Consider the following 19476-nt stretch of genomic DNA (forward strand, 5'->3'; position numbering starts at 1 on the left):
CTACCGCACCCCGGCCGAGGCCCTCAACGACTTCCTCGTTGCAACAACCGATTGACATCACCGGGGCCGCACCGGCCCCACCGGTAAATAGATGACAAAAGTCCGTTTCCGTGCTGTGTTCGCCGCCCGGTCCGGGCCGCCCGGTTGGGAGGATCGACGGACAGGGCGGCGCAGAGACCACGGGGGGCCATGAGCGGCTGGCGGCTGGCGCGGCCGCGCTCGATCAGGGCGCGGATGACCGTGCGCGCCCTGGGAGTGGTCGCCCCGGTCATCCTGATCTGCATCACCGTCGTCTCCGTCGTGCTCCGGCACGAGATCGAGCGCGAGCAGGTGGACCGGGCCGCCCAGGCGGCCCGCCAGGTCGCCCTGCACCTGGCCGAGTCCGGCTACTCCGAGCCCATCCCGCCGACCGACGGAGTGCTCCGGATCCAGGTGGTGGACGAGGCGGGCGAGGTGGTCGCGGCCAGCGACGCGATGCAGGACCGTCCGCCGCTCACCGGCAAGCGGCCCGCCGAGAACGACTTCCGAGTCGACGACGAGGTCTGCCCGGAGCGCCTCTCCGGGCGCTGCCTGGTGGTGGCCGGCTTCGAGACGGACAGCAGCGCCTACGGCCCGGTCATCGTCTACGCCGCGGTCGTCTCGGCCGAGGTGACCGACGGCCTCCTGCTGGAGTTCGGCCTGGCCGCCGTCGCCCTCGTGGTGCTGCTCGTGGTCGGCTGGATCACCTGGTGGGGCACCGGCCGCATCCTGCGCCCGGTGGAGAGCATCCGCTCCGACCTGGAGCGGATGTCCGCGACCGACCTCGGCCGCCGGCTCACCCTGCCCGGAACCGGCGACGAGCTCGCCGACCTGGCGCGCACCGCCAACGCCACCCTGGACCGGCTGCAGACCGCCATGGAGCGGCAGCGCAGCTTCGTCTCCGACGCCTCGCACGAGCTGCGCAACCCGATCGCCGGTATGCGAGCCCGGCTGGAGGTGGAGCTGACCGACCCGGAGCTGGGCGACACCGCCGCGCGGCGGTCCCTGGAGAGCGTGCTCGGCGACGTCGAGCGGCTGCAGCGGATCGTGAGCGACCTGCTGGAGCTGGCCCGGCTGGACGCCGACGTCGCCCGCGCCGAGGAGCGGGTGGACCTGGCCGAACTGGCCCGGGCCGAGGCCGGGCACCGCGCCGCCGGGGCGGCGCGCATCGACACCGACCTGGAACCGGGCGCCGCGGTGCGCGGCAACCGGCTGCGGCTGGCCCGGCTGCTGGTGAACCTGATCGCCAACGCCGAGCGGCACGCCCGGTCGCGGATCCTCATCGCGGTCCGCACCGAGGAGGGCCCGGCCGGGCCGGAGGCGGTGCTGGAGGTGCACGACGACGGCGCGGGCATCCCGGAGGAGGAGCGGGAGCGGGTCTTCGAGCGCTTCGCCCGGCTGGACGAGTCGCGCCGGAAGGACCCCGGCGGCTCCGGCCTGGGCCTGGCGATCTCGCGCGGGGTGGCCGAGGCGCACGGCGGGACGCTGACCGCTCAGGAGAGCCCGCTGCTCGGCGGGGCGATGTTCGTCCTCCGGATACCGGCCGGGCCCTCGCAGGGCGGCGGGCCGGAGCCGGCGCAGGGGAGAACCGAAGGGAAGGAAAGGCGATGAGCGAGCGGAATCCGGAGTGGCAGTCGGAGAGGTCGGGCGGCGACGACGCCCGAATCCGCCGCGCACGGGACGAGGAGCGCAGGCTCCAGGCCGACATGGGCGACGACGAGCAGGAGAGCGATCTCTCCCTGTGGGAGCGCTACATCGACGACCCGCCGGAAGGCGAGGTCGACGTGGTCGACGACGACTCCGCCGGCGAGCTGGGCATCGACGCGGAAGTGGCCCAGGAGCGCCGCCCGGGCGAGCAGGAGGACGGCTACGCCGAGTACGCCGAGGAGGAGGAAGGGCCCGAAGACGAGGCGATGCACACCACCGAGCGCCCCTGACCGGCCCGGCCGGGCCTTCCTCGCGGTGGTCTTGACGCTGCGGCCCTGACACGGCGCGCTGGCAGGGCCGCAGCGTCAAGACCACCGCCCCGAGGGGCGGGCCCGGTCGGCGAGGCCCGTCACGCCCGGTGGTTCTCCGGTCCGCTGGACACGGCCGCCTTGTGGGCGGCCGCTTCGAGCCACGGCCCGATGCCGCCGTCGGTGGTGAGGTCGGCCCGGTAGGCCATCGCGATGATCAGGTAGCGGTAGTGCCAGCGCCGGTGGCACCAGCGGAAGTGCTTCCGGCCGGGGACGAAGGGCCTGACGTCGGGGCCGGACCTCCGGAACAGCGTGCCGATATGCCACTGCGGGCGCCACGTGGTCAGGTTCCAGTGCGCGGGGCCGCTCAGGAACTCGTACATCTCGACGGCCTTCGCCTTGTCCGGGAAGGGGAAGACCGACACCGAGACCGTGACCGGGTTGTGCGCCGTGGCGAGGGGGCCGGGCTGCTCCGTGTAGACCCCGGCCGCCAGCCGGGTGCAGCCCAGGGCGATGAACTTCTCGACCACATCGCCGGCGCTGGCGGATCCCTCACCGGTGGCGGCCAGGTCGCACGGCTGGATCCCCGACGCCACCCGGGCGAATTCGATCCCCTTGTAGGAGACGAACCCCTCCGGGAGCAGCGCGTCCACGGTGAACGGGGTCCGGTCGGTGCAGCTGCTGCGCCAGGAGCCCGGGTCGGCCGCGGGTCCGCTCCGATCGCCGCCGGCGGGGGCGGTGTACTCGGTGGTCGGCGTGTCGTCCCCGGCCGGCGGGGGTGTGCTGCGGCCGGTGAGGAGCATGTCCCACACCTGGCGCGCGGTGGGCCGCTCGGCGGGGTCCTTGGCGGTGCAGGCCAGGACGATGCCGAGCAGCGGGTCGGCGAGGCCGCCGGTCTCGGGCGGGCGGGTGAGGACGCGGTTGATGCGGGCGGCCTGGGTGGGGCCGGGGAAGGCCTCGGCGCCGGTGGCCGCGTGGATCATGACCGCCCCCCAGGCGAACACATCGGCTGAGGGCCCCAGGGAAGTGCCCTCGATCTGCTCGGGCGCCATGTAGCCCAGGGTGCCGATCCGGGTGGCCGAAGAGGTGTCGGCGTCCAGGGCCCGGGCGATGCCGAAGTCGATCACCCGGGGGCCGTCCGGGCCGAGCAGGATGTTGGCGGGCTTGAGGTCGCGGTGCACCACCCCGGCGGCGTGGATCGCGTTGAGCGCGGTGATGGTGTGCATGGCCAGGCGCTGCAGTTCGCCGCCGGTGCGCGGGCCGCGGTCGCGGACGTCCTCCTCCAGGGTGGGGCCCTTGACGTACTCGGTGGCGATCCAGGGCCGGGCGGCCCCGGCGTCGGCGTCCAGGACCTCGGCCAGGCAGAACCCCTGCACCTGGCGCATGCTGTCCAGCTCCCGGGCGAAGTACCCGCGCACCCGGGCGTCCTTGGCCAGGTGGGGGTGGAGCAGCTTCACCGCCGCCTGCCGGCCCGAGGAGTCCTCTCCCAGGTGCACCGTGCCGAACCCGCCCGAGCCGATCTCGCGCACCAGCCGGAAGCCGCCGACCTTCCGCCCTGTCCCCACTGGATCCCCTTGTCCGTCGGTCCTCCCGGTGTGCGTCGGAATCTATCCAGCAGAGAAGGGGATCCGCCACGGGCTTCCGGCTGCGGGCTCCTGGCCATGGGCTCCTGCCACGGACTTCCGGCCGCAGGCTCCTGGCCATGGGCTACTGGCGCGGACTCCCGGCCGCAGGCTCCCCGCCACGGGCTTCCGGCCGCAGGCTCCTGGCCGCGGGGTTCCTCCGGCCGTCCTGGCGGGACGCGGCCGTCGCGGGGCGGTCAGCCCGCTCAGTCCGCTCAGCCCGCTGCGGCGGCGTCCGAGGCGCGGGTGAGGGCGGCGCTCTCGTCGTCGGTGAGGACGGTGTCGGCGACGGCGAGCAGGGCCGGGAGCTGCTCCGGGCGGCTGGCACTGGCCAGGGCCGCGGCGACGCCGGGGCGGGTCAGCAGCCAGGCCAGGGCGATGGTGGGGATCTCCGCGGAGTGCGCGTCGGCGATCTCGGCCAGCACGTCGACCAGGGCGAGGCCGGCGTCGCTGAAGTACCGCTCCACGGTGGCGCCGCGGGACCGGCCCTCCAGGTCGGCGCGGGTGCGGTACTTGCCGGTGAGGAAGCCGCCGCCGAGCCCGTAGTAGGGCAGCACGCCCATGCCGGCGTCCACCGCGATGTCGCGCAGCTCCGGCTCGTAGGTGTTCCGGTGCACCAGGCTGTAGTGCGGCTGGAGCGCGACGGGCCGGTCGGCGCCGAGCCGGTCGGCGGTCTCCAGCCACTCCCGGAGCCGCTCCGGCGTGTAGTTGGAGAGCCCGATGTGCCGGACCTTGCCCTCCTGGACCAGGGCGGCGAAGGCGGCGACGGTCTCCTCCAGCGGGGTGTCCGGGTCGTCGAAGTGCGCGTAGTACAGGTCGATCCGGTCGGTGCCCAGGCGGCGCAGCGACGCCTCCGCGGCGGCTCTGACGTTCTTCTCGGACAGGCCCGGGAACTCGGGGTGGCTGCTCACCTTGGTGGCGATGGCGACGGAGTCGCGGCGGCCGCCCGCCTTCAGCCAGGAGCCGATGGTCCGCTCCGACTCGCCGCCGGAGTTCCCCGGGACCCACGCGGAGTAGCCGTCCGCGGTGTCGATGAGCGTGCCGCCGCCGTCCAGGTAGGCGTCCATGATCCGGTGCGAGGCGGCCTCGTCGCTGGTCCAGCCGAAGGTGTTGCCGCCCAGGACGAGCGGGTGCAGTTCGATGTCCGATCCACCGAGCACGGTCATCGGGGCCTCCTCTGCGGGGTCGTGTCCCGGCCGGGCAGCGGCCTCGGCCGATGGTTCTCGGCATCCGAGCCTATGCCTCACAGCAGCCCCCACTCCCGCCGGGCCCGTCGGCGACACGGGTGGACAGCAGAGGAAGAAGTAGGGACGGGGCAAAGGCGGTCGCCCGAGCGCGGCGCCCCACGGGGTCAGGGTTCAAGCGGGCGGCGACGGCGGGGAGGGGGACCGGCCGGTCGGTCGGGTGCGGCGCTTCACGGGGTGGCGGTTCAGGCCGGCGGCGACGGCAGAGGTGGGGGCGGGGCGGGCGCCTCACCCGGGCGCGGCGCCTCACGGAGTGCAGGTTCAAACCGGCGGCGACGGCGCAGGTGGGGCGGGGCAGAGGTAGTCGCCCGGGCTCGGCGTCTCGCGGAGCGAGGGTTCAAGCGGGCAGCGAAGGCGCAGGTAGGGGCGTGGCGGGGGTGGTCGCCCGGGTGCGGCTTCTCGTGGGGCGGGATCGCCGTGCCCGTGTCGCCCCGGGCGGCGGGGCCGGCCGTTCCTGAAACCGCTGCCCCTCTCTGACCTGGGTGAATACGCAGGGTGATGGTGGGGTGGGGTGCCCTGCGCACCGCGAGAGCACCCCGGTGATTCCTGGGCGCGCATCCCGGTCCGGATCGGCCCCTGGAAGCCCCGGATCGCCTCGATCGGGCCGGTGTTGGGGGGTTCGAGGCGCCCGGAAGGCCGCAAGGCAGGGGGCCGGAACCCGGGAAGGGGTAGCGGGGGAACGAGATGTCGTATTCGTCCCTCCGGTCGGCCACTCTGGGTGATCGGCGAGGGGGTGGTGGGGGTCTCGGGGCTTACTACTCGCTGGTAGATGTAATCGGGGTGCTCTCGCGGTGCGCAGGGCGCCCCCGCGCCCGCCCGTTCCCTGCCGCAAAACCGGCATAGGGGATAAGGCTCCCTGGTGGGCGCGGGCCGGGCCGGTGAACGCGGCGCCCGGCCCCCTCCCGCCCTCGCCGCCCGTTTGAACCCTGGTCCCGTGGGGCGCGCGCCCGGGTGAGACGCCCGGCCCTGCCCCTACCGCTGCCGTCGCCGCCCGCCCGAACCTGCACTCCGCGGGGAGCCGCGCCGGACCGACCGGCCGGTGCCCCTTCCCGCCGTCGCCGCCTGCTTGAACCCTGGCCCCGTGGGGCGCCGCGCCCGGGTGAGGCCTGCGCCCCGCCCCACCGGCGCCGTCGCTGCCCGTTTGAACCTCCGCTCCGTGAGGCGCCGCGCCCGGGTGAGGCCTGTGCCCTGTTCCTGCCTGCGCCGTCGCCGCCTGCTTTGGCCCTCGCTCCGTGGGGTGCCGCGCCGGACCGACCGGCCGGTCCCTCCTCCCGCCTTCGCCGCCCGCTTGAACCCTCGCCCCGTGGGGCGCCGCGCCCGGGGGACTACCTTCGCCCCATCCGTTCCGGTGCCGCCATCGGGGCGGACGGCCTGGGCGCTGCGCTTAGGCGGGGGCGGCTGCTCCGTGGGGGAGGTGGGAGCGTTCCAGGGCGGAGCGGGGGGCGGGCAGGCCGCCGGCCTGGGCGGGGGCGGCGCTCACCGACACCACTCCGGGCACGTCGTCGCGGTCGAGGCGGTCGACCAGGGCGCGGAGTGCGTCGTCGGCCACGGCGCCGTGCACCGGGCGGAGTACGGCGGCCAGTCTCGCCCCGGGGACCAGCAGGGCGGCGGCCCGGCGCAGGGCGGTGCGGGCGCGGTCCAGGGCCTCGGAGAGGCCGGCGGCGCAGTCGACGTCGATGACCTCCCAGCGCACCGGGGCGAGGTCGAGGTGGCGGACCCCGGTGACGGCGCCGCCCCCGGTGGAGACCAGCGTCGCGCCCTTGGGGCCGGACTCGTCGGCGCCGCGGCCCTGCAGGGCACCGGGGTGGACGATCCACGGGGAGGCGGAGGCGACGGTCCGCCGGTGCAGGTGCCCCAGGGCCCAGTACTGGTAGCCCAGGCCAGCCAGGGCGCGCTCGGCGGCCGGGCCCGCGCCGCCGGCCCGGCCGCAGTGCCAGACGCCGACGTTGACGGCGCCCGGGACCGGGGCGGGGAAGTCGGGGACGGGGGAGCCGGCGGCGTGCGGTCCGTGCCCGTGCAGGGCCAGCCCGAGGCCGTCGGGCACCCGGGTCTCCGGCCGCTCGTGGCCGAACCGGTGCACGTTGGGCGGCATCGGCCAGGCGTGCCGGCCGGGGTAGGCGGTGTCGTGGGCGCCGTCGGCGACGAACACCGCGACGCCGGCGTCGTGCAGGGTCCCCATGTGCTCCCGGAAGCGGCGCACCGTCTCCTCCCGGTGGTGCCCGCCGTCCCACAGGTCGCCGGCGATGACCAGGGCGTCGGCCGACTCGGCCAGCACGGCGGCCACGAGCCGGCCGAGCGCGTCGGTGGTGGCGTCCCGGGCCAGCCGCTCGGCCTCCGGGCGCTTCGGGGACAGCCCGCGCAGCGGGCTGTCCAGGTGCAGGTCCGCAGTGTGCACGAAAGTCGTCACGGGGCCGACGGTAGTGGCCGGGTCCGCCCTGTCCGGGCCGGTCGGGGGACGTCCGCGTGAATTCCGGAAGAACGCGCGGGGGCCGTTCCCAAGGCGGCCCCCCGCTGGTATCTTGCGCGGTGATTGAAATTTCTTGCAATCTCCGCAAGAAATTTACCGGGTGGCCGTCCTCGGCGCCGGGGCGGCCGCCGCACCCCCCGCTGCAAGGAGCGCGCAATGTTCCTCCGAAGAACCGCCGCGATCGCACTCGCGGCGCTGCTCACCGCCGTCCCCCTCGCCGCCGCGCCCGCCTCCGCTTCCGCCGCCCCCGCCTCCCCCGACTCCGTCGCACCGGGCGCGGGCGGCGCGGCCGCCGCCGGGAGCGGAGAGGGGCCCATCGTCCACCTGTTCCAGTGGCGCTGGGAGTCCGTCGCCCGGGAGTGCGAGGACTTCCTCGGCCCCGCCGGGTACGCGGCCGTCCAGGTGTCGCCGCCGCAGGAGCACGTCGTCCTGTCCGGCGAGGGGCACCCCTGGTGGCAGGATTACCAGCCGGTCAGCTACCGGCTGGACCAGACCCGGCGCGGCACCGCCGCCGACTTCGCCGACATGGTGGACCGCTGCCGCGGCGCCGGGGTGAAGATCTACGTGGACGCGGTCATCAACCACATGACCGGGACCGGGTCGGTCGGCTCCGGCCCCGGCAGCGCCGGCACCGAGTACGGGAAGTACACCTACCCCGACCTGTTCGGCGACGGCGTGTACGGCTACTCCCGGCAGGACTTCCACGCCGACGAGTGCGGCCGCGACATCGAGGACTGGTCCGACCCGTGGGAGGTGCGCACCTGCGAGCTGCTCGGGCTCAGCGACCTGTCCACCGGCGACGACTACGTGCGCGACCGCCTCGCCGACTACCTGAACTCGCTGATCGGAATGGGCGTCGCCGGGTTCCGGATCGACGCGGCCAAGCACATGCCGCCCGAGGACGTCGCGGCCGTGGTGGACCGGCTGGAGGGCACCGTGCCCGGCTGGGACCGGCCGCCCTACGTCTTCCAGGAGGTCATCGCCGACGGCGCCATCGGCGGCGGCGAGTACACCGGCATCGGCGACGTCACCGAGTTCGGCTACCAGCGGCGGATCAGCGAGCTGTTCGCCGCCGGCGACCTGCAGGCCGCCAAGGGGCTGGGCGAGGGGCTGCTGCCCTCGGAGAGCGCGGTCTCCTTCGTGGTCAACCACGACACCCAGCGGAGCGACCCGGTGCTCACCCACCGCACCGACCGCGACCGCTACGACCTCGCCCAGGCGTTCCTGCTGGCCCAGGGGTACGGCACGGCCAAGGTGATGTCCGGCTACGACTGGACCGGGAGCACCGACGAGGGGCCGCCGTCGGCCGCGGACGGGACCACCGAGCCGACCGACTGCGGCGGCGGCCGGTGGGTCTGCGAGCACCGCGCCCTCAACGGCATGCCCGGCTTCACCGGCGCGGTGGAGGGGACCGGGGTGACCTGGCTCGACGACGGCTCGGCCGCCGACCGCGCCGCCCTGGAGCGGGACGGCGCCGGCGCGGCGGCGTTCAACGCCTCCGCCGAGCCGTGGACCACGGTCCTGCCCACCTCGCTGCCGGACGGCGACTACTGCGACGTGGCCTCCGGGCTGGTCGAGGACGGCGGCTGCACCTCGCAGACGCTCCGGGTCTCCTCCGGGGAGCTGGCCGTCACCGTCCCGCCGGAGAGCGCGGTCGCCGTGCACACCGGGGCCGCCCTGTAAGGAACCGGCTCTTCGGCCGCCCGCCCTCCCCGCCGCGGCGGGGAGGACGGGCGGCGGACGCCTCCACCCCGCTCCGGAGACGTCCGAAGGCCGCCGTGCCCACGGCCCGCGGGCCGGACCCCGCGCATCCCGGAGCGCGTCCTCCCCGTTCGGGGCCGAGCCGGGGTCCGGTCGGTGATCCGGTGCCCGCCCCGCCGTGGCCGCCGCGGAACGGCGCCCTGTGCGTCCGGCGGCGGCGCGGTTCGCCCGCCGAGCGCGCGGAGTGCCGGTTCCCACCGGTCTCCGGTCCCGCCGCTCTCCGGCGCCCCCGGAACGGGCCCCGGAGGGCCGCGCCGTTACCGCACCGCGCGGCTCCGGTCGGAGCCGCGCGGCCCGCCGAGGTACCGGCCGCGCGGGCGGGGGCGCGCTAACGTGATCGCGTCGGCGGCAGTGGGGAGGCCGGAGTGGGCGATCGACAGGAGCCCGGTGCGGACGGGCCCGGGGCGGAGCGCCCGGGCGGTGCCGGGGAAGAGCGCCCGGACGGTGCCCGGCAGGAGCGGCGGGACCGGGCCGCGGAGGCGCCGACCGGCGGGGGCGCGGCGGGGGAGCCGGGGCCGGAGGGGCCGGAACGGAAGCCCCGGCCGGCGGCGGAGATCGCCGTGGAACCGCCCGGCCTCCCGACGGGCCGGCAGCGGCGGGTCAACTTCTTCATCATGGGCTTCACCGGCGCGCTCGGCGTGCTCACCGCCTGGATGCTGGTGGAGGCGCTGGCAGAGATACACGCCGTCTTCATCAACATCCTGGTCGCGCTCTTCATCGCGGTCGGGCTCAACCCGATCATCGAGTTCCTGCGCCGGCGGGGGCTGCCCCGCTGGGCGGCGATCGTCGCGGTGTGCGCCGCGCTCGTCCTGGCGGTGACGGTGTTCGTCTGGACCCTGGTGCCGCCGCTGACCGCGCAGATCAGCGAGTTCGCCGGCGCCATCCCGGGGTACGTGGAGCAGCTCCAGGAGAACCGGCTGATGGCCGACCTGGACCGCAGGTTCGGCCTGATCGAGCAACTCCAGGCCTTCCTGACCAGCGCCGACTTCGGCCAGCGGGTGTTCGGCGGGGTGTTCGGCATCGGCCAGGCCGTGCTGAACTCCCTGGCCGCAGGGTTCACCGTGCTGATCCTCACCCTGTTCTTCATGGCGTCGCTGCCCGGCATCACCGAGACCGCCTACCGGCTGGTCCCGCGCTCCCGCCGCGCGGGCGTGCGCGAGCTGGGCGACGAGATCATCCACCGGGTCGGCGACTTCATCGGCGGGCAGCTGCTCATCGCCGCGATCGGCGGGACGGTCGCCTTCCTCTACCTGACCGCCATCGGGTTCGGCTACGCGCTGACCGCGGCCATGGTGGTCGGGGTGACCGCGCTCATCCCGCTGATCGGCACCACCATCGGCGCGCTGGCCGCGGCCGGGGCGGTCGCCGTCGGCGACCCGGTCATGGGCGCGGTGACCCTGGCGTTCTTCCTCGTCTACCAGCAGATCGAGAGCTACGTGATCGCCCCGCGGATCATGCAGCGCTCGGTGGACGTCGCGCCGACCGCCACCATCACCTCCGCGCTCATCGGCGGCGCGCTGCTCGGCCTGGTCGGCGCGCTCCTCGCGGTGCCCGCGGCGGCCGCCGTCACGATCATCCTGCGGCGCGTCGTCTTCCCCCGGCTCGACCGGCTCTGACCCGCCCCGCCCGCAGGTCCGGCGCCGCTCAGCCGCCCGCGCGCTGCGGGACCAGGTGCCGGGCCACGTCCAGCACCAGCCGGTCCCACGGGGTGCGCGGGTCGCGCCCGGTGAGCTCGGAGGCGCGCCGCAGCCGGTAGCGCAGCGTCTGCGGATGCAGGTGCAGGAGCCCGGCGGCGGCCGTGGCCGAACCGGTGGACAGGAACGCGGCCAGCCCGTCCAGCAGGTGCCGGTTGTCCGGTTCGGTGAGCGCGCCCAGCGCGGTCCGGGCGACGGCGGCCGGGTCGGCCCCCGGGCGCGCCCGGAGCAGCGCCAGCAGGTGCGCGTCGGCGTCGGCGAGCACCGCCCGGTCGGCGAACGCGTGCTCGGGCGCCGCGTCCAGCGCGTGCGAGGCGAGCCGGTACCCGTCGGCGGCCCCGGCCGGGGAGTCCAGCCGGACGGCGCACCCGCGCAGCCCCCGGGCCCTCGCGGCCTCCGCCGCACCGGGCCGCCCGTCCGCGCGGAGCAGCAGCACGGCGCGCCGCCCGCGCAGCGTCGCCAGCGGGCCCGCGCCGGGGCCGGCCAGGTCCGCGGCGAGCTCCGCCAGGGCGGTGCGGCCGAGCGGTGCACCGGGCCCGGCGGCCTCGGCCACCAGCAGCAGCGGCTCGGCGGGCAGGTCGACGCCCAGCTCCCGGCCCCGGTCGGCGAGCGCGCCGGCGGAGCTGTGCCTGCCGTCGACCAGGTCGTCCACCAGGTCGCGCAGGGCCCGCCCGGGGTCGGCGGCGAGCCGCTCCCGGGCCGAGGCGTGGCCGCCGCTGATCGCCTCGGACAGGTCGTCGATGGCGTGCAGCACCGTCCGGGCCAGGGCGGCCATGTCCCCGGCGGTCAGCCGGTCGCCGCAGACCTGCGCGACGGCGTCGACGGCGGCGCCGGCCCCGACCCGGTAGGCGCGCAGCACCGCCGCGACCGGGCGGCCGTCCTCGGCGCGCGCCGCGCCGATCGCGCGGAACCGGGCCAGGTCCTGCTCGGTCAGCCGGTCGCCGCGCGCCCACGCGTCGGTCACCCGGGACAGCGTCCAGGAGGAGATGGCGGCGACGTCGCGGATCTGCTCGCCGTCCAGGCGGCGGTAGGCGGGGACCTCCGCGCGCACCGCCCGCACGGCGGTGGCGGCCAGCTCGCCCCGCCGGCCCTGCAGCAGGTCGGCCACGGCCCGCCGCCGCTCGGTGTCCACCGGCGCCTCCCGGGGCGGCCCGGCCGCCCGTCGCTTGTCACCCCGTGATGAACCGCGCCGGTCCGGCGCACCCCTGCACGCTACCCCGGAGCGGCCGCGGCGGCCCCGCCCGCGCCCCCGCGTTCATCACCCGGTGATGAACCTGCTTGTCCCGATGCGCGATCGCCATGGAACCGCCGGGCGCCCGCAGGGCAGGCTGTGGCCCTCGGCCCGCGACCGGCGGGCGGACCGGAGGGAGGCCGGGCGGATGGACGCCGACGCGATCGTGGTGGGCGGCGGGCTCGCGGGGCTGGCGGCCGCCGCCGAGCTGGCCGACGCGGGCCGCAAGGTGGTCCTGGTGGACCAGGAGCCCGAGAGCGGGCTGGGCGGCCAGGCGTTCTGGTCCTTCGGCGGGCTGTTCCTGGTCGGCTCGCCGGAGCAGCGGCGGATGGGCGTCCGCGACTCCGCCGAACTGGCCTGGTGGGACTGGCAGGGCAGCGCCGGGTTCGACCGGGGCGCCGACGACCCGCTCGGCGAGGACCACTGGGCGCGCCGGTGGGCGCGGGCCTACGTCGAGTTCGCGGCGGGGGAGAAGCGCTCCTGGCTGAACTCCCTGGGGGTGCGGTTCTTCCCGGTCGTCGGGTGGGCCGAGCGCGGCGGCGGCCTCGCCGGCGGGCACGGCAACTCGGTGCCCCGGTTCCACATCACCTGGGGGACCGGGCCGGGCGTGCTGGAGCCGTTCGAGCGCCGGGTCCGCCGGGCGGCCGAGGAGGGCCTGATCGAGCTCCGGTTCCGGCACCGGGTGGACGAGCTGGTGGTCGCCGGCGGCGAGGTGACCGGGGTGCGCGGCGCGGTGCTGGAACCCAGCGCGGCGGCCCGGGGCACGGCGAGCTCCAGGGCGGAGGCCGGCGCGTTCGAGCTCACCGCGCAGGCGGTGGTGGTCGCCTCGGGCGGCATCGGCGGCGACCCCGACCTGGTGCGGGCGCACTGGCCGGAGCGGCTGGGCCCGCCGCCGAAGCGGATGGTCGCCGGGGTGCCCGAGCACGTGGACGGGCGGATGCTCGCGATCAGCGAGCGGGCCGGCGCGCGCCGGGTCAACGCCGACCGGATGTGGCACTACACCGAGGGCCTGCAGAACTGGGACCCGATCTGGCGGGACCACGGCATCCGCATCCTGCCCGGCCCCTCGTCGCTCTGGCTGGACGCCCGGGGGCGCAGGTTCCCCGCACCGAACTTCCCCGGCTTCGACACGCTCGCCACGCTCAAGGCGATCGGGGAGTCCGGCCACGACTACTCCTGGTTCGTGCTCACCCGCAAGATCATCGAGAAGGAGTTCGCGCTCTCCGGGTCGGAGCAGAACCCGGACCTGACCGGCAGGCGCGTCGCCGACGTGCTGAAGCGGGCGCGCGGCGGGGCGCCCGGGCCGGTGCAGGCCTTCGTGGACAACGGGGCCGACTTCGCGGTCGCCGGCACCGTGCCCGAGCTGGCCGCGAAGATGAACGAGCTGACCGGCGACGGACTGATCGACGCCGCGGAGCTGCACCGCGAGATCGTCGCCCGGGACCTGCAGCTGGCCAACCCGTTCGGCAAGGACCTGCAGATGGCCGCGGTCCACTCCGCCCGCCGGTACCGCGGGGACCGGCTGATCCGCACCGCCGAGCCGCACCGGCTGCTCGACCCGAAGGCGGGGCCGCTCATCGCGGTCCGGCTCAACATCCTGACCCGCAAGTCCCTGGGCGGGCTGCAGACCGACCTGTCCGGGCGGGTGCTGCGCTCCGACGGCACCCCGCTGCCGGGCCTGTACGCGGCGGGCGAGGCGGCCGGCTTCGGCGGCGGCGGGGTGCACGGCTACCGGGCCCTGGAGGGCACCTTCCTCGGCGGGTGCCTCTTCTCCGGCCGCGCGGCCGGGCGAGCGGCGGCCGAGGCCACCGCGGTCTGACCGCCGGCCGGCGGCCGCGCGCCCCGCCGGCGTGCCCGGACCGGGCCACCGGGCCGTGCGCCTCCCAGCCGGACCGGTCCACCGCGCCGAAGGCGGGGCCGGAGCGGCCCGGGGCGCGGCCGCGGTCACACCCGGGCGGAGGTGACCGCGAACAGCCCCACCTCCTCGCGCTCGGTGGCCACCGAGGCGAAGCCGGCGCCCAGGGCCCACCGCTCGGTGAGCGCGGCCGGGCGGCAGTCCATCACCCACGGCTCGCCGTTCCGGTCGGTCAGCGCGTTGGCGATGAACTCCAGCTGCGGGTGGCGCTCCTGGGTGGTGAAGACCAGGACGCCGCCGGGAGCGAGCAGGCCGCGCAGCCGCTCCATCGAACCGGACACCAGGGCCGGGTCGCGGAGCAGCTCGTAGAGGCCGGAGACGACGATGACGTCGGGCGCCCCGCCGAGCAGCGGTGCGGGGGCGGGGTCGAGCGCGTCGCCGCGCTCGTAGGCGATGTTGGCCAGGCCGCGCTCGGCGGCGGCCGCCTCGCCGCGGACCAGCCCGTCGGGGGCCAGGTCGCGGCAGAGCACCCGGACCCGGTGCGGGTGGTCCTCGGCGAGGTCCTGCAGGTAGCGGCCGGGGCCGGCGGCGACGTCGAGGATCCGCACCACGTCCTCCCGGCGCTCGATCTCGGTGCGCAGGACCTCGGTCAGCAGCCGGCGCCGGGCCCGGATCGCCCGCCAGCCGACGGCGTTCAGGTACACCCGGTCCAGGAGCCGGCCGATGCCGAGCCGCCCGTGCGGTTCGTTCCGGTAGACGTAGTCCAGCATGGTCCCGCTGTCGAAGCCGTGCCGGTGGCCGATGGAGATGCCGGTGCTGAGCCGGCCCGCGGTGCCCAGGGCGAAGCGGACCGCCGCCCACTTCGCCCGGGTGACCGGGGCCGCCGCGACCGGTGCGCTGATCACGTTGGTGGTGTCCATGGCACCAGGGTGCGCGCCGCCGCCTCCGCCCGCCTGAGTACGCCCACCCAGGCGGGGCCGGTCCGCTACTCACCAGGACGGAGGCCTCGCGTCCGGGACGGCCCGCGCGGGAGGCGCGGGCACCGGCGGCCGGTTCCGGGACGGCGGGACACGGCCCGCACCGTCCTCTTCCGGCCGTCGCCGGGCAGGGGCGGCCGGATCCGGGGGAGGGCAGAACCCGCCGGTCGTGTCCGCGGTTGTCCACAGCCGGAGAAGTCCTTCCCCGCGGGCGGCCGCAGGTGCCTACCTTCGAGGCATGAGCAGTCCGCACGGCGCCCTGCCGCCGCCTCCCCGCCGCCGTCCCCTCTCCTCTCCCGCGCCCGCGCCCTGGAGGGAGCGGGTCGGGCCCCCGGCCCGGCCGGAGCGCGGCCGGCCCGGTCCCGTACGGCCCCGGGTGCGGCGGCCCGCGGTGCGCGGCGGCCGCGCACCGCCGCACGGCTCCGCCGGGCCGCGCCCCGCCCCCCCCGGGCGGGGCCGTCCGGGCCAGCAAGGGAACGACCGCCCTCTCGCCCCCGGAGGTGTCCGCATGTCCGTCTCCCCGCCGACCGCCGTCCGCCCCCTCGCGCACTGGGAGCCCCGGGCCTACCCCGGTGCGCTGCGGCACACCGCCCGGCTCCGCCGCGACGTCCGCGCCGACCTGGCCGGCTTCCCGGCCCGGCTGGTGGCCGACGTCGAGCTGTGCGCCTCGGAGCTGTTCGCCAACGCCGTCAGCTACACCGCGACCGGGGCCGCCGGGGGCCGGGCCGTCCGCGCCCTGTCCTGGGCCGGCGCGGACCGGCTCCGGCTCTCGGTCACCGACGCCGGCGGCGCCGCGACCCGCCCCCGCGTCCCCGCCTACCTCGGCCCCGAGTGGCTGGAGGCGGAGAGCAGCCGCGGCCTGCTCCTCGTCGCCTCCCTCTCGCTGGCCTGGGGCTTCCGCCCGGCGGATGCCGGCCCCGGCCCGTGCCCGGGCCTCACCGTCTGGGCGGACTTCCCCGCGCCGGCGGCGCCCCCGCCGCCCCGGCCGCCGCCGGGGCCGCGCACCGTCCCGGGGGCGGTGCGGGCGCACCGGGCGCCTCGGAGCGGCCGGGCGGGGACGCACGGGCAGGGCTCCGGTGCGGCCGGGGCCCGGCGTGCCGCAGGGCCGTGCCCCGGCCCGCGGCCTCCCCGGCGGTGACCGGTGAGGGGGCGTGCTCCGCCGCCGCGGCGGGCCGCTCGGTACTGCGGTTCTCCGCAGGAGGAAATGCGGAAACGCGCAATGGTGCGGCGGCGGTGCCGGTTCCTATCGTCATCGGCGTGAAGAAGGCGAAGAGGATCGGAATCGCGACCGCCGCGGCGGTCGCAGCGCTGGTGGTCGCCGCGGCGGTGGCGGTCACCGCATATCGGGAGGAGACCATCGGGTTCGTCGCCGACCGGATCGCGGGCGGGAGCGCGACCGGGGTGATCGTCCAGGTGACGGACTCCTCCGGGGAGAAGGTCTGGACCGCCGGGGAGGCGGTCCCCGGAGAGGGCGGCGGCCTCGGCGGGCGCACCCGGTTCCGGATCGGCAGCGTCACCAAGACGTTCGTGGCCGCGGTGGTCGTGCAGCTCGCCGAGGAGGGGCTGCTCGGGCTCGACGACCCGGTGGAGGAGCACCTGCCCGGGACCGTCCCGGGCGGGGAGGCGATCACCGTGCGGCGGCTGCTCGACCACACCAGCGGCCTGTACGACTACATGAAGGAACCGGGCATGTCCACGAACCGCTGGCGGGGCGGTGAGCGGTTCCGCTCCCATTCGGCCGGCGAACTGCTGCGGACCGCGTTCGAGAACCCGCCCTATTTCCCGCCCGGGGAGGGGTTCCGCTATTCCAACACCAATTACGTGCTGCTCGGGGAAGTGATCGAAGCGGTCACCGGGAACCCCTACGGAGAAGAGGTCGAGAAACGGATCATCGAACCGCTGGAACTGCGCGACACCGTACTCCCCGGCACCGATCCCGGCATTCCGGAACCGGCGCTCAGGGCCCAGGACGTCCTCGATGACGGGCGCACCGTCGACGTCACCGAGATGGACCCGTCACTGGACCGGGCCGCCGGCGAGATGGTCTCCAGCACCCGGGACCTGGCCGTCTTCCTGGACGCCCTGCTCTCCGCCGAGCTCACCTCGGCGGACGCGCTCGCCGAGATGCGCAGGACCGAGCCGATGGGCATGGGCTTCCACTACGGGCTGGGGCTGCAGCGGTTCGACGCCCCCTGCGGCGGCGAGCTGTGGGGCCACGGCGGGCAGCTGCTCGGGTACCGCACCTACGCCTACCGCTCCGACGACGGCCGGACCCTGACCATGGTCGCGGCCTCGGACCGGTCGCCCGACTACGCCACGCTCCTCGCCTCGGTCACCGCGGTGTTCTGCGCGGCCTGACCTGTGCGGGGGAGGGCCGGGGGCGTCCCTGGAGGAGGCGGGCCGGGGAGTCCCGGCCCGCCCGAGGTCAGCCGGGGGCGAGGAGGCCGGCCCCTCCCGGGGAGCCGAGGTCCTCCGGGGCGAGCGGGGCGGGAGCGGAGCCCCCGCCGTCCCCACCGGGGCGGAAGAACCAGATCGGGGCGGGCCGGACCGCCGTCCCGCCGTCGGCGGGGAAGGACGTGGTCACCGCGATCTCGTCGGTGCCGTCGCCGTCGGTGTCGAGCATCCGCAGCCCGGTCCGGGGGATCTCGTCGTAGGGGTCGTGGTCGGGGCCGGCGGGCTCCCCGCCGGGGAGCGGCTCGACCCCGGCGTCCTCCGGGCGCAGCAGCTCGGCGCCCTCGCCGGTGAGGCCGTCGGGGCCGCCGTGCAGCAGGACCACATCGGCCCGGTCCAGCATGGCCGGGCCTGCCGAGGCCGGGCGGTTCACGCTCGCGGCGACGTCGGCGCGGCCGTCGCCGTCGACGTCGCCCGCGGTGAGCACCGCGCCGAACTGGTCGCCGTCGGCCTCCTCACCGGGGACCCCCGGCGAGTCCAGGGTCAGCTCGGCGGACGGCTCGGCGGCCGGGCCGTCCGGGCCGCCGGGGAAGACCGCGATGCGGCTCGGCTCCCACGGCGGGTCCTCCACGGTGCCGCCGATGTCGCGCAGCACCAGGTCGTTGCGGCCGTCGCCGTCGACGTCGGCGATCGCTCCGGCGTCGGCGGTGGTGAGCCGGACGGCCTCGGCGAAGCCGCCGTCCTCGGCGAGCCACACCAGGGTGTCGAACGCCATCTCCTCGAACGAACCGAACCCGACGAGGTCGTCCCGGCCGTCGCCGTCGAGGTCCCCGGCGATGAGCCGGTACTCCGCCGCGTCGTCCGTCCTCGGCCCCGGGAGCGGCTCGGCCGCCGGGCTCCCGTCCCGGCCGAAGGGGCCGGGGAGCACCCGGCCCACCGTGTCGTCGTTGGGGTTGTACACCAGCAGGTCGGAGCTTCCGTCGCCGTCGAAGTCCCCGACCGCGAAGAGGTCGGCGTACTCCCCGACCGGGACCTTCGCCCCTTCGGAGCCCCCGTCCTCGCCGCCCCAGAGCAGGACCGGCGCGGCCTCGGCGTCGCCGGCGCCGTTCCCCGGGTGGTCCACGGCCGCGATGTCGGTGTACCCGTCGCAGTCGAAGTCGCCGGTCCAGGCCGCCGCGCGGAAGGCGGCCTCCGGGGAGGAGAAGTCCGGGACGCCCGCACCGGGTCGGAGGAGCCGCACCGCGCCCGGGGTCGGCCCCTCCTCGCCGCCGGGGGCGACGGCGAGAAGCCCCTGCTCCGGCCGGTCGCCGCCGGCGGGAAAGGCGGCGACCAGGTCGCCGCGGCCGTCCCCGTCCAGGTCGGCGGGGAGCGGCCGCCCGGTGCCGGGGCCGGACGGGGCGGAACCGCATCCGGCCGCCTCCTCCGGTTCGGCAGGGGAGCCGCAGCCGGCGGCCAGGGCGAGCAGGGCCGCGGCGGTGAGGGGGAGGAGGGGTCTGCGGGGGAGCGGCATGGGGGAGGCGGAACCTTTCGAAGAGGGGCGTACCGGGAGGAGACGCACGGCGGACGCGTTCCGTTGCCTTCCGCGCGATGAACGGCGCACTCACCGGAGAACGCCCCCGTCCCCGGCCCCTTCCCCCGATCGATGATCTTGACGCTGCGGCCCTGTCAGAGTGCCTCGTCGCCAAGTGGCCGTTGCAACGAGGAGAACGAGGAACAAGGGGAGGGGAGAGGAACGGGAGACGCCCCGCCCGGGCGCGGCGTCTCGCGGGGTCGGGGTTCAAGCGGGCGGCGAAGGCGGCGGTGGGGGACCGGCCGGTCGGTCCGGTGCGGCGCCCCGCAGAGCGAAGGTCAAGACGGGCGGCGAAGGCGGCGGTGGGGGACCGGCCGGTCGGTCCGGTGCGGCGCCCCGCAGAGCGAAGGTCAAGACGGGCGGCGACGGCACGGGTAGGGGCGGGGCCAGCCACTCCAGCCGGGCGCGGCGCCCCACCGGGTGCAGGTCCAAGCAGGCGCCGAAGGCGGCGGTGGGGGACCGGCCGGCCGGTCGGGCGGAGCACCCCGCAGAGCGAAGGCTCAGACCAGCGGCGACGGCGAAGGTAGGAACGGGGCGAAGACGATCGCCCGGGCGCGGCGCCCCACCGGGTGCAGGTCCAAGCAGGCAGCGAAGGCAGCGGTGGGGACCGGCCGGTCGGTCCGGCGCGGCACCCCGCAGAGCGAGGGTTCAAGCGGGCAGCGAGGGCGGGAGGGGGCCGGGCGCCGCGTTC

At 76.4% G+C, this 19476-nt stretch carries 13 protein-coding genes; 7 read left to right on the plus strand and 6 right to left on the minus strand.

Annotated features, from left to right (window positions below; genetic code table 11):
* The first annotated feature begins 189 nt into the window (after positions 1-189).
* Together D459_RS33270 and D459_RS0129375 are read left to right on the plus strand one after the other, a co-directional pair.
* Entirely contained in the window at positions 190-1629 is a 1440-nt protein-coding gene (locus tag D459_RS33270; RefSeq protein WP_017596566.1) for a HAMP domain-containing sensor histidine kinase, read from the plus strand.
* Positions 1626-1955, plus strand: a complete 330-nt coding sequence (locus D459_RS0129375) for a hypothetical protein (RefSeq protein WP_017596567.1) — start codon at positions 1626-1628, stop codon at positions 1953-1955. The genes D459_RS33270 and D459_RS0129375 overlap by 4 nt, the downstream gene beginning before the upstream one ends.
* A 119-nt stretch (positions 1956-2074) precedes the next feature.
* On the opposite strand, the gene D459_RS36630 is transcribed toward D459_RS0129375, so the two are convergent.
* From D459_RS36630 to D459_RS0129390, 3 genes are all read right to left on the minus strand, one after another.
* Positions 2075-3538, minus strand: a complete 1464-nt coding sequence (locus D459_RS36630; protein WP_051065579.1) for a serine/threonine-protein kinase — start codon at positions 3536-3538, stop codon at positions 2075-2077.
* A 272-nt stretch (positions 3539-3810) separates the two neighbouring features.
* Positions 3811-4761 carry an aldo/keto reductase gene (locus D459_RS0129385; RefSeq protein ID WP_017596568.1) on the minus strand — a complete coding sequence of 317 codons (951 nt, stop codon included), beginning with the start codon at positions 4759-4761 and terminating at the stop codon, positions 3811-3813.
* Between the two features lie 1462 nt (positions 4762-6223).
* On the minus strand, positions 6224-7246 hold the full coding sequence (locus D459_RS0129390) for a metallophosphoesterase family protein (protein WP_051065580.1): 1023 nt from the start codon (positions 7244-7246) through the stop codon (positions 6224-6226).
* Positions 7247-7462: 216 nt separating this feature from the next.
* On the opposite strand from D459_RS0129390, the gene D459_RS0129395 reads away from it, so the two are divergent.
* Entirely contained in the window at positions 7463-8989 is a 1527-nt protein-coding gene (locus D459_RS0129395) for an alpha-amylase (RefSeq protein WP_017596570.1), read from the plus strand.
* Between the two features lie 443 nt (positions 8990-9432).
* Complete coding sequence (locus tag D459_RS0129400) at positions 9433-10683, plus strand: AI-2E family transporter (RefSeq protein WP_017596571.1); 1251 nt, start codon at positions 9433-9435, stop codon at positions 10681-10683.
* A 28-nt stretch (positions 10684-10711) separates the two neighbouring features.
* Here D459_RS0129400 and D459_RS33280 read toward each other — a convergent pair whose 3' ends face one another.
* Positions 10712-11893 (minus strand): PucR family transcriptional regulator, encoded by a 1182-nt coding sequence (locus D459_RS33280; RefSeq protein ID WP_017596572.1) that lies wholly within the window; start codon positions 11891-11893, stop codon positions 10712-10714.
* Between the two features lie 247 nt (positions 11894-12140).
* Here D459_RS33280 and D459_RS0129410 point away from each other — a divergent pair, with 247 nt between their 5' ends.
* The gene (locus tag D459_RS0129410) at positions 12141-13811 is read left to right on the plus strand and encodes an FAD-binding dehydrogenase (protein ID WP_017596573.1); all 1671 of its coding nucleotides are present in this window, start codon (positions 12141-12143) and stop codon (positions 13809-13811) included.
* A gap of 125 nt (positions 13812-13936) precedes the next feature.
* Here the strand turns inward: D459_RS0129410 and D459_RS0129415 are convergent, their stop codons facing one another.
* On the minus strand, positions 13937-14767 hold the full coding sequence (locus tag D459_RS0129415; RefSeq protein ID WP_017596574.1) for a class I SAM-dependent methyltransferase family protein: 831 nt from the start codon (positions 14765-14767) through the stop codon (positions 13937-13939).
* A 565-nt stretch (positions 14768-15332) separates the two neighbouring features.
* On the opposite strand from D459_RS0129415, the gene D459_RS33285 reads away from it, so the two are divergent.
* Together D459_RS33285 and D459_RS0129425 are read left to right on the plus strand one after the other, a co-directional pair.
* Complete coding sequence (locus tag D459_RS33285) at positions 15333-15962, plus strand: ATP-binding protein (protein ID WP_017596575.1); 630 nt, start codon at positions 15333-15335, stop codon at positions 15960-15962.
* Positions 15963-16081: 119 nt separating this feature from the next.
* A complete protein-coding gene (locus D459_RS0129425) occupies positions 16082-17182 on the plus strand; it encodes a serine hydrolase domain-containing protein (RefSeq protein ID WP_206540814.1) in 1101 nt (366 codons plus the stop codon).
* Between the two features lie 67 nt (positions 17183-17249).
* Here the strand turns inward: D459_RS0129425 and D459_RS33290 are convergent, their stop codons facing one another.
* Positions 17250-18725, minus strand: a complete 1476-nt coding sequence (locus D459_RS33290; RefSeq protein WP_017596577.1) for an FG-GAP repeat protein — start codon at positions 18723-18725, stop codon at positions 17250-17252.
* Between the last annotated feature and the right edge of the window lie 751 nt (positions 18726-19476).

The sequence above is a fragment of the Nocardiopsis potens DSM 45234 genome, assembly GCF_000341105.1.
GTDB classification, from domain to species: Bacteria; Actinomycetota; Actinomycetes; order Streptosporangiales; family Streptosporangiaceae; genus Nocardiopsis_A; species Nocardiopsis_A potens.

What these genes read in the sequence shown, in the direction of transcription:
- D459_RS33270 (WP_017596566.1), top strand. Translation starts at nt 190, where the DNA reads ATGAGCGGCTGGCGGCTGGCGCGGCCGCGCTCGATCAGGGCGCGGATG.
- D459_RS0129375 (WP_017596567.1), top strand. Translation starts at nt 1,626, where the DNA reads ATGAGCGAGCGGAATCCGGAGTGGCAGTCGGAGAGGTCGGGCGGCGAC.
- D459_RS0129385 (WP_017596568.1), bottom strand. Translation starts at nt 4,761, where the DNA reads ATGACCGTGCTCGGTGGATCGGACATCGAACTGCACCCGCTCGTCCTG.
- D459_RS0129395 (WP_017596570.1), top strand. Translation starts at nt 7,463, where the DNA reads ATGTTCCTCCGAAGAACCGCCGCGATCGCACTCGCGGCGCTGCTCACC.
- D459_RS0129410 (WP_017596573.1), top strand. Translation starts at nt 12,141, where the DNA reads ATGGACGCCGACGCGATCGTGGTGGGCGGCGGGCTCGCGGGGCTGGCG.
- D459_RS0129415 (WP_017596574.1), bottom strand. Translation starts at nt 14,767, where the DNA reads ATGGACACCACCAACGTGATCAGCGCACCGGTCGCGGCGGCCCCGGTC.
- D459_RS33285 (WP_017596575.1), top strand. Translation starts at nt 15,333, where the DNA reads ATGTCCGTCTCCCCGCCGACCGCCGTCCGCCCCCTCGCGCACTGGGAG.
- D459_RS33290 (WP_017596577.1), bottom strand. Translation starts at nt 18,725, where the DNA reads ATGCCGCTCCCCCGCAGACCCCTCCTCCCCCTCACCGCCGCGGCCCTG.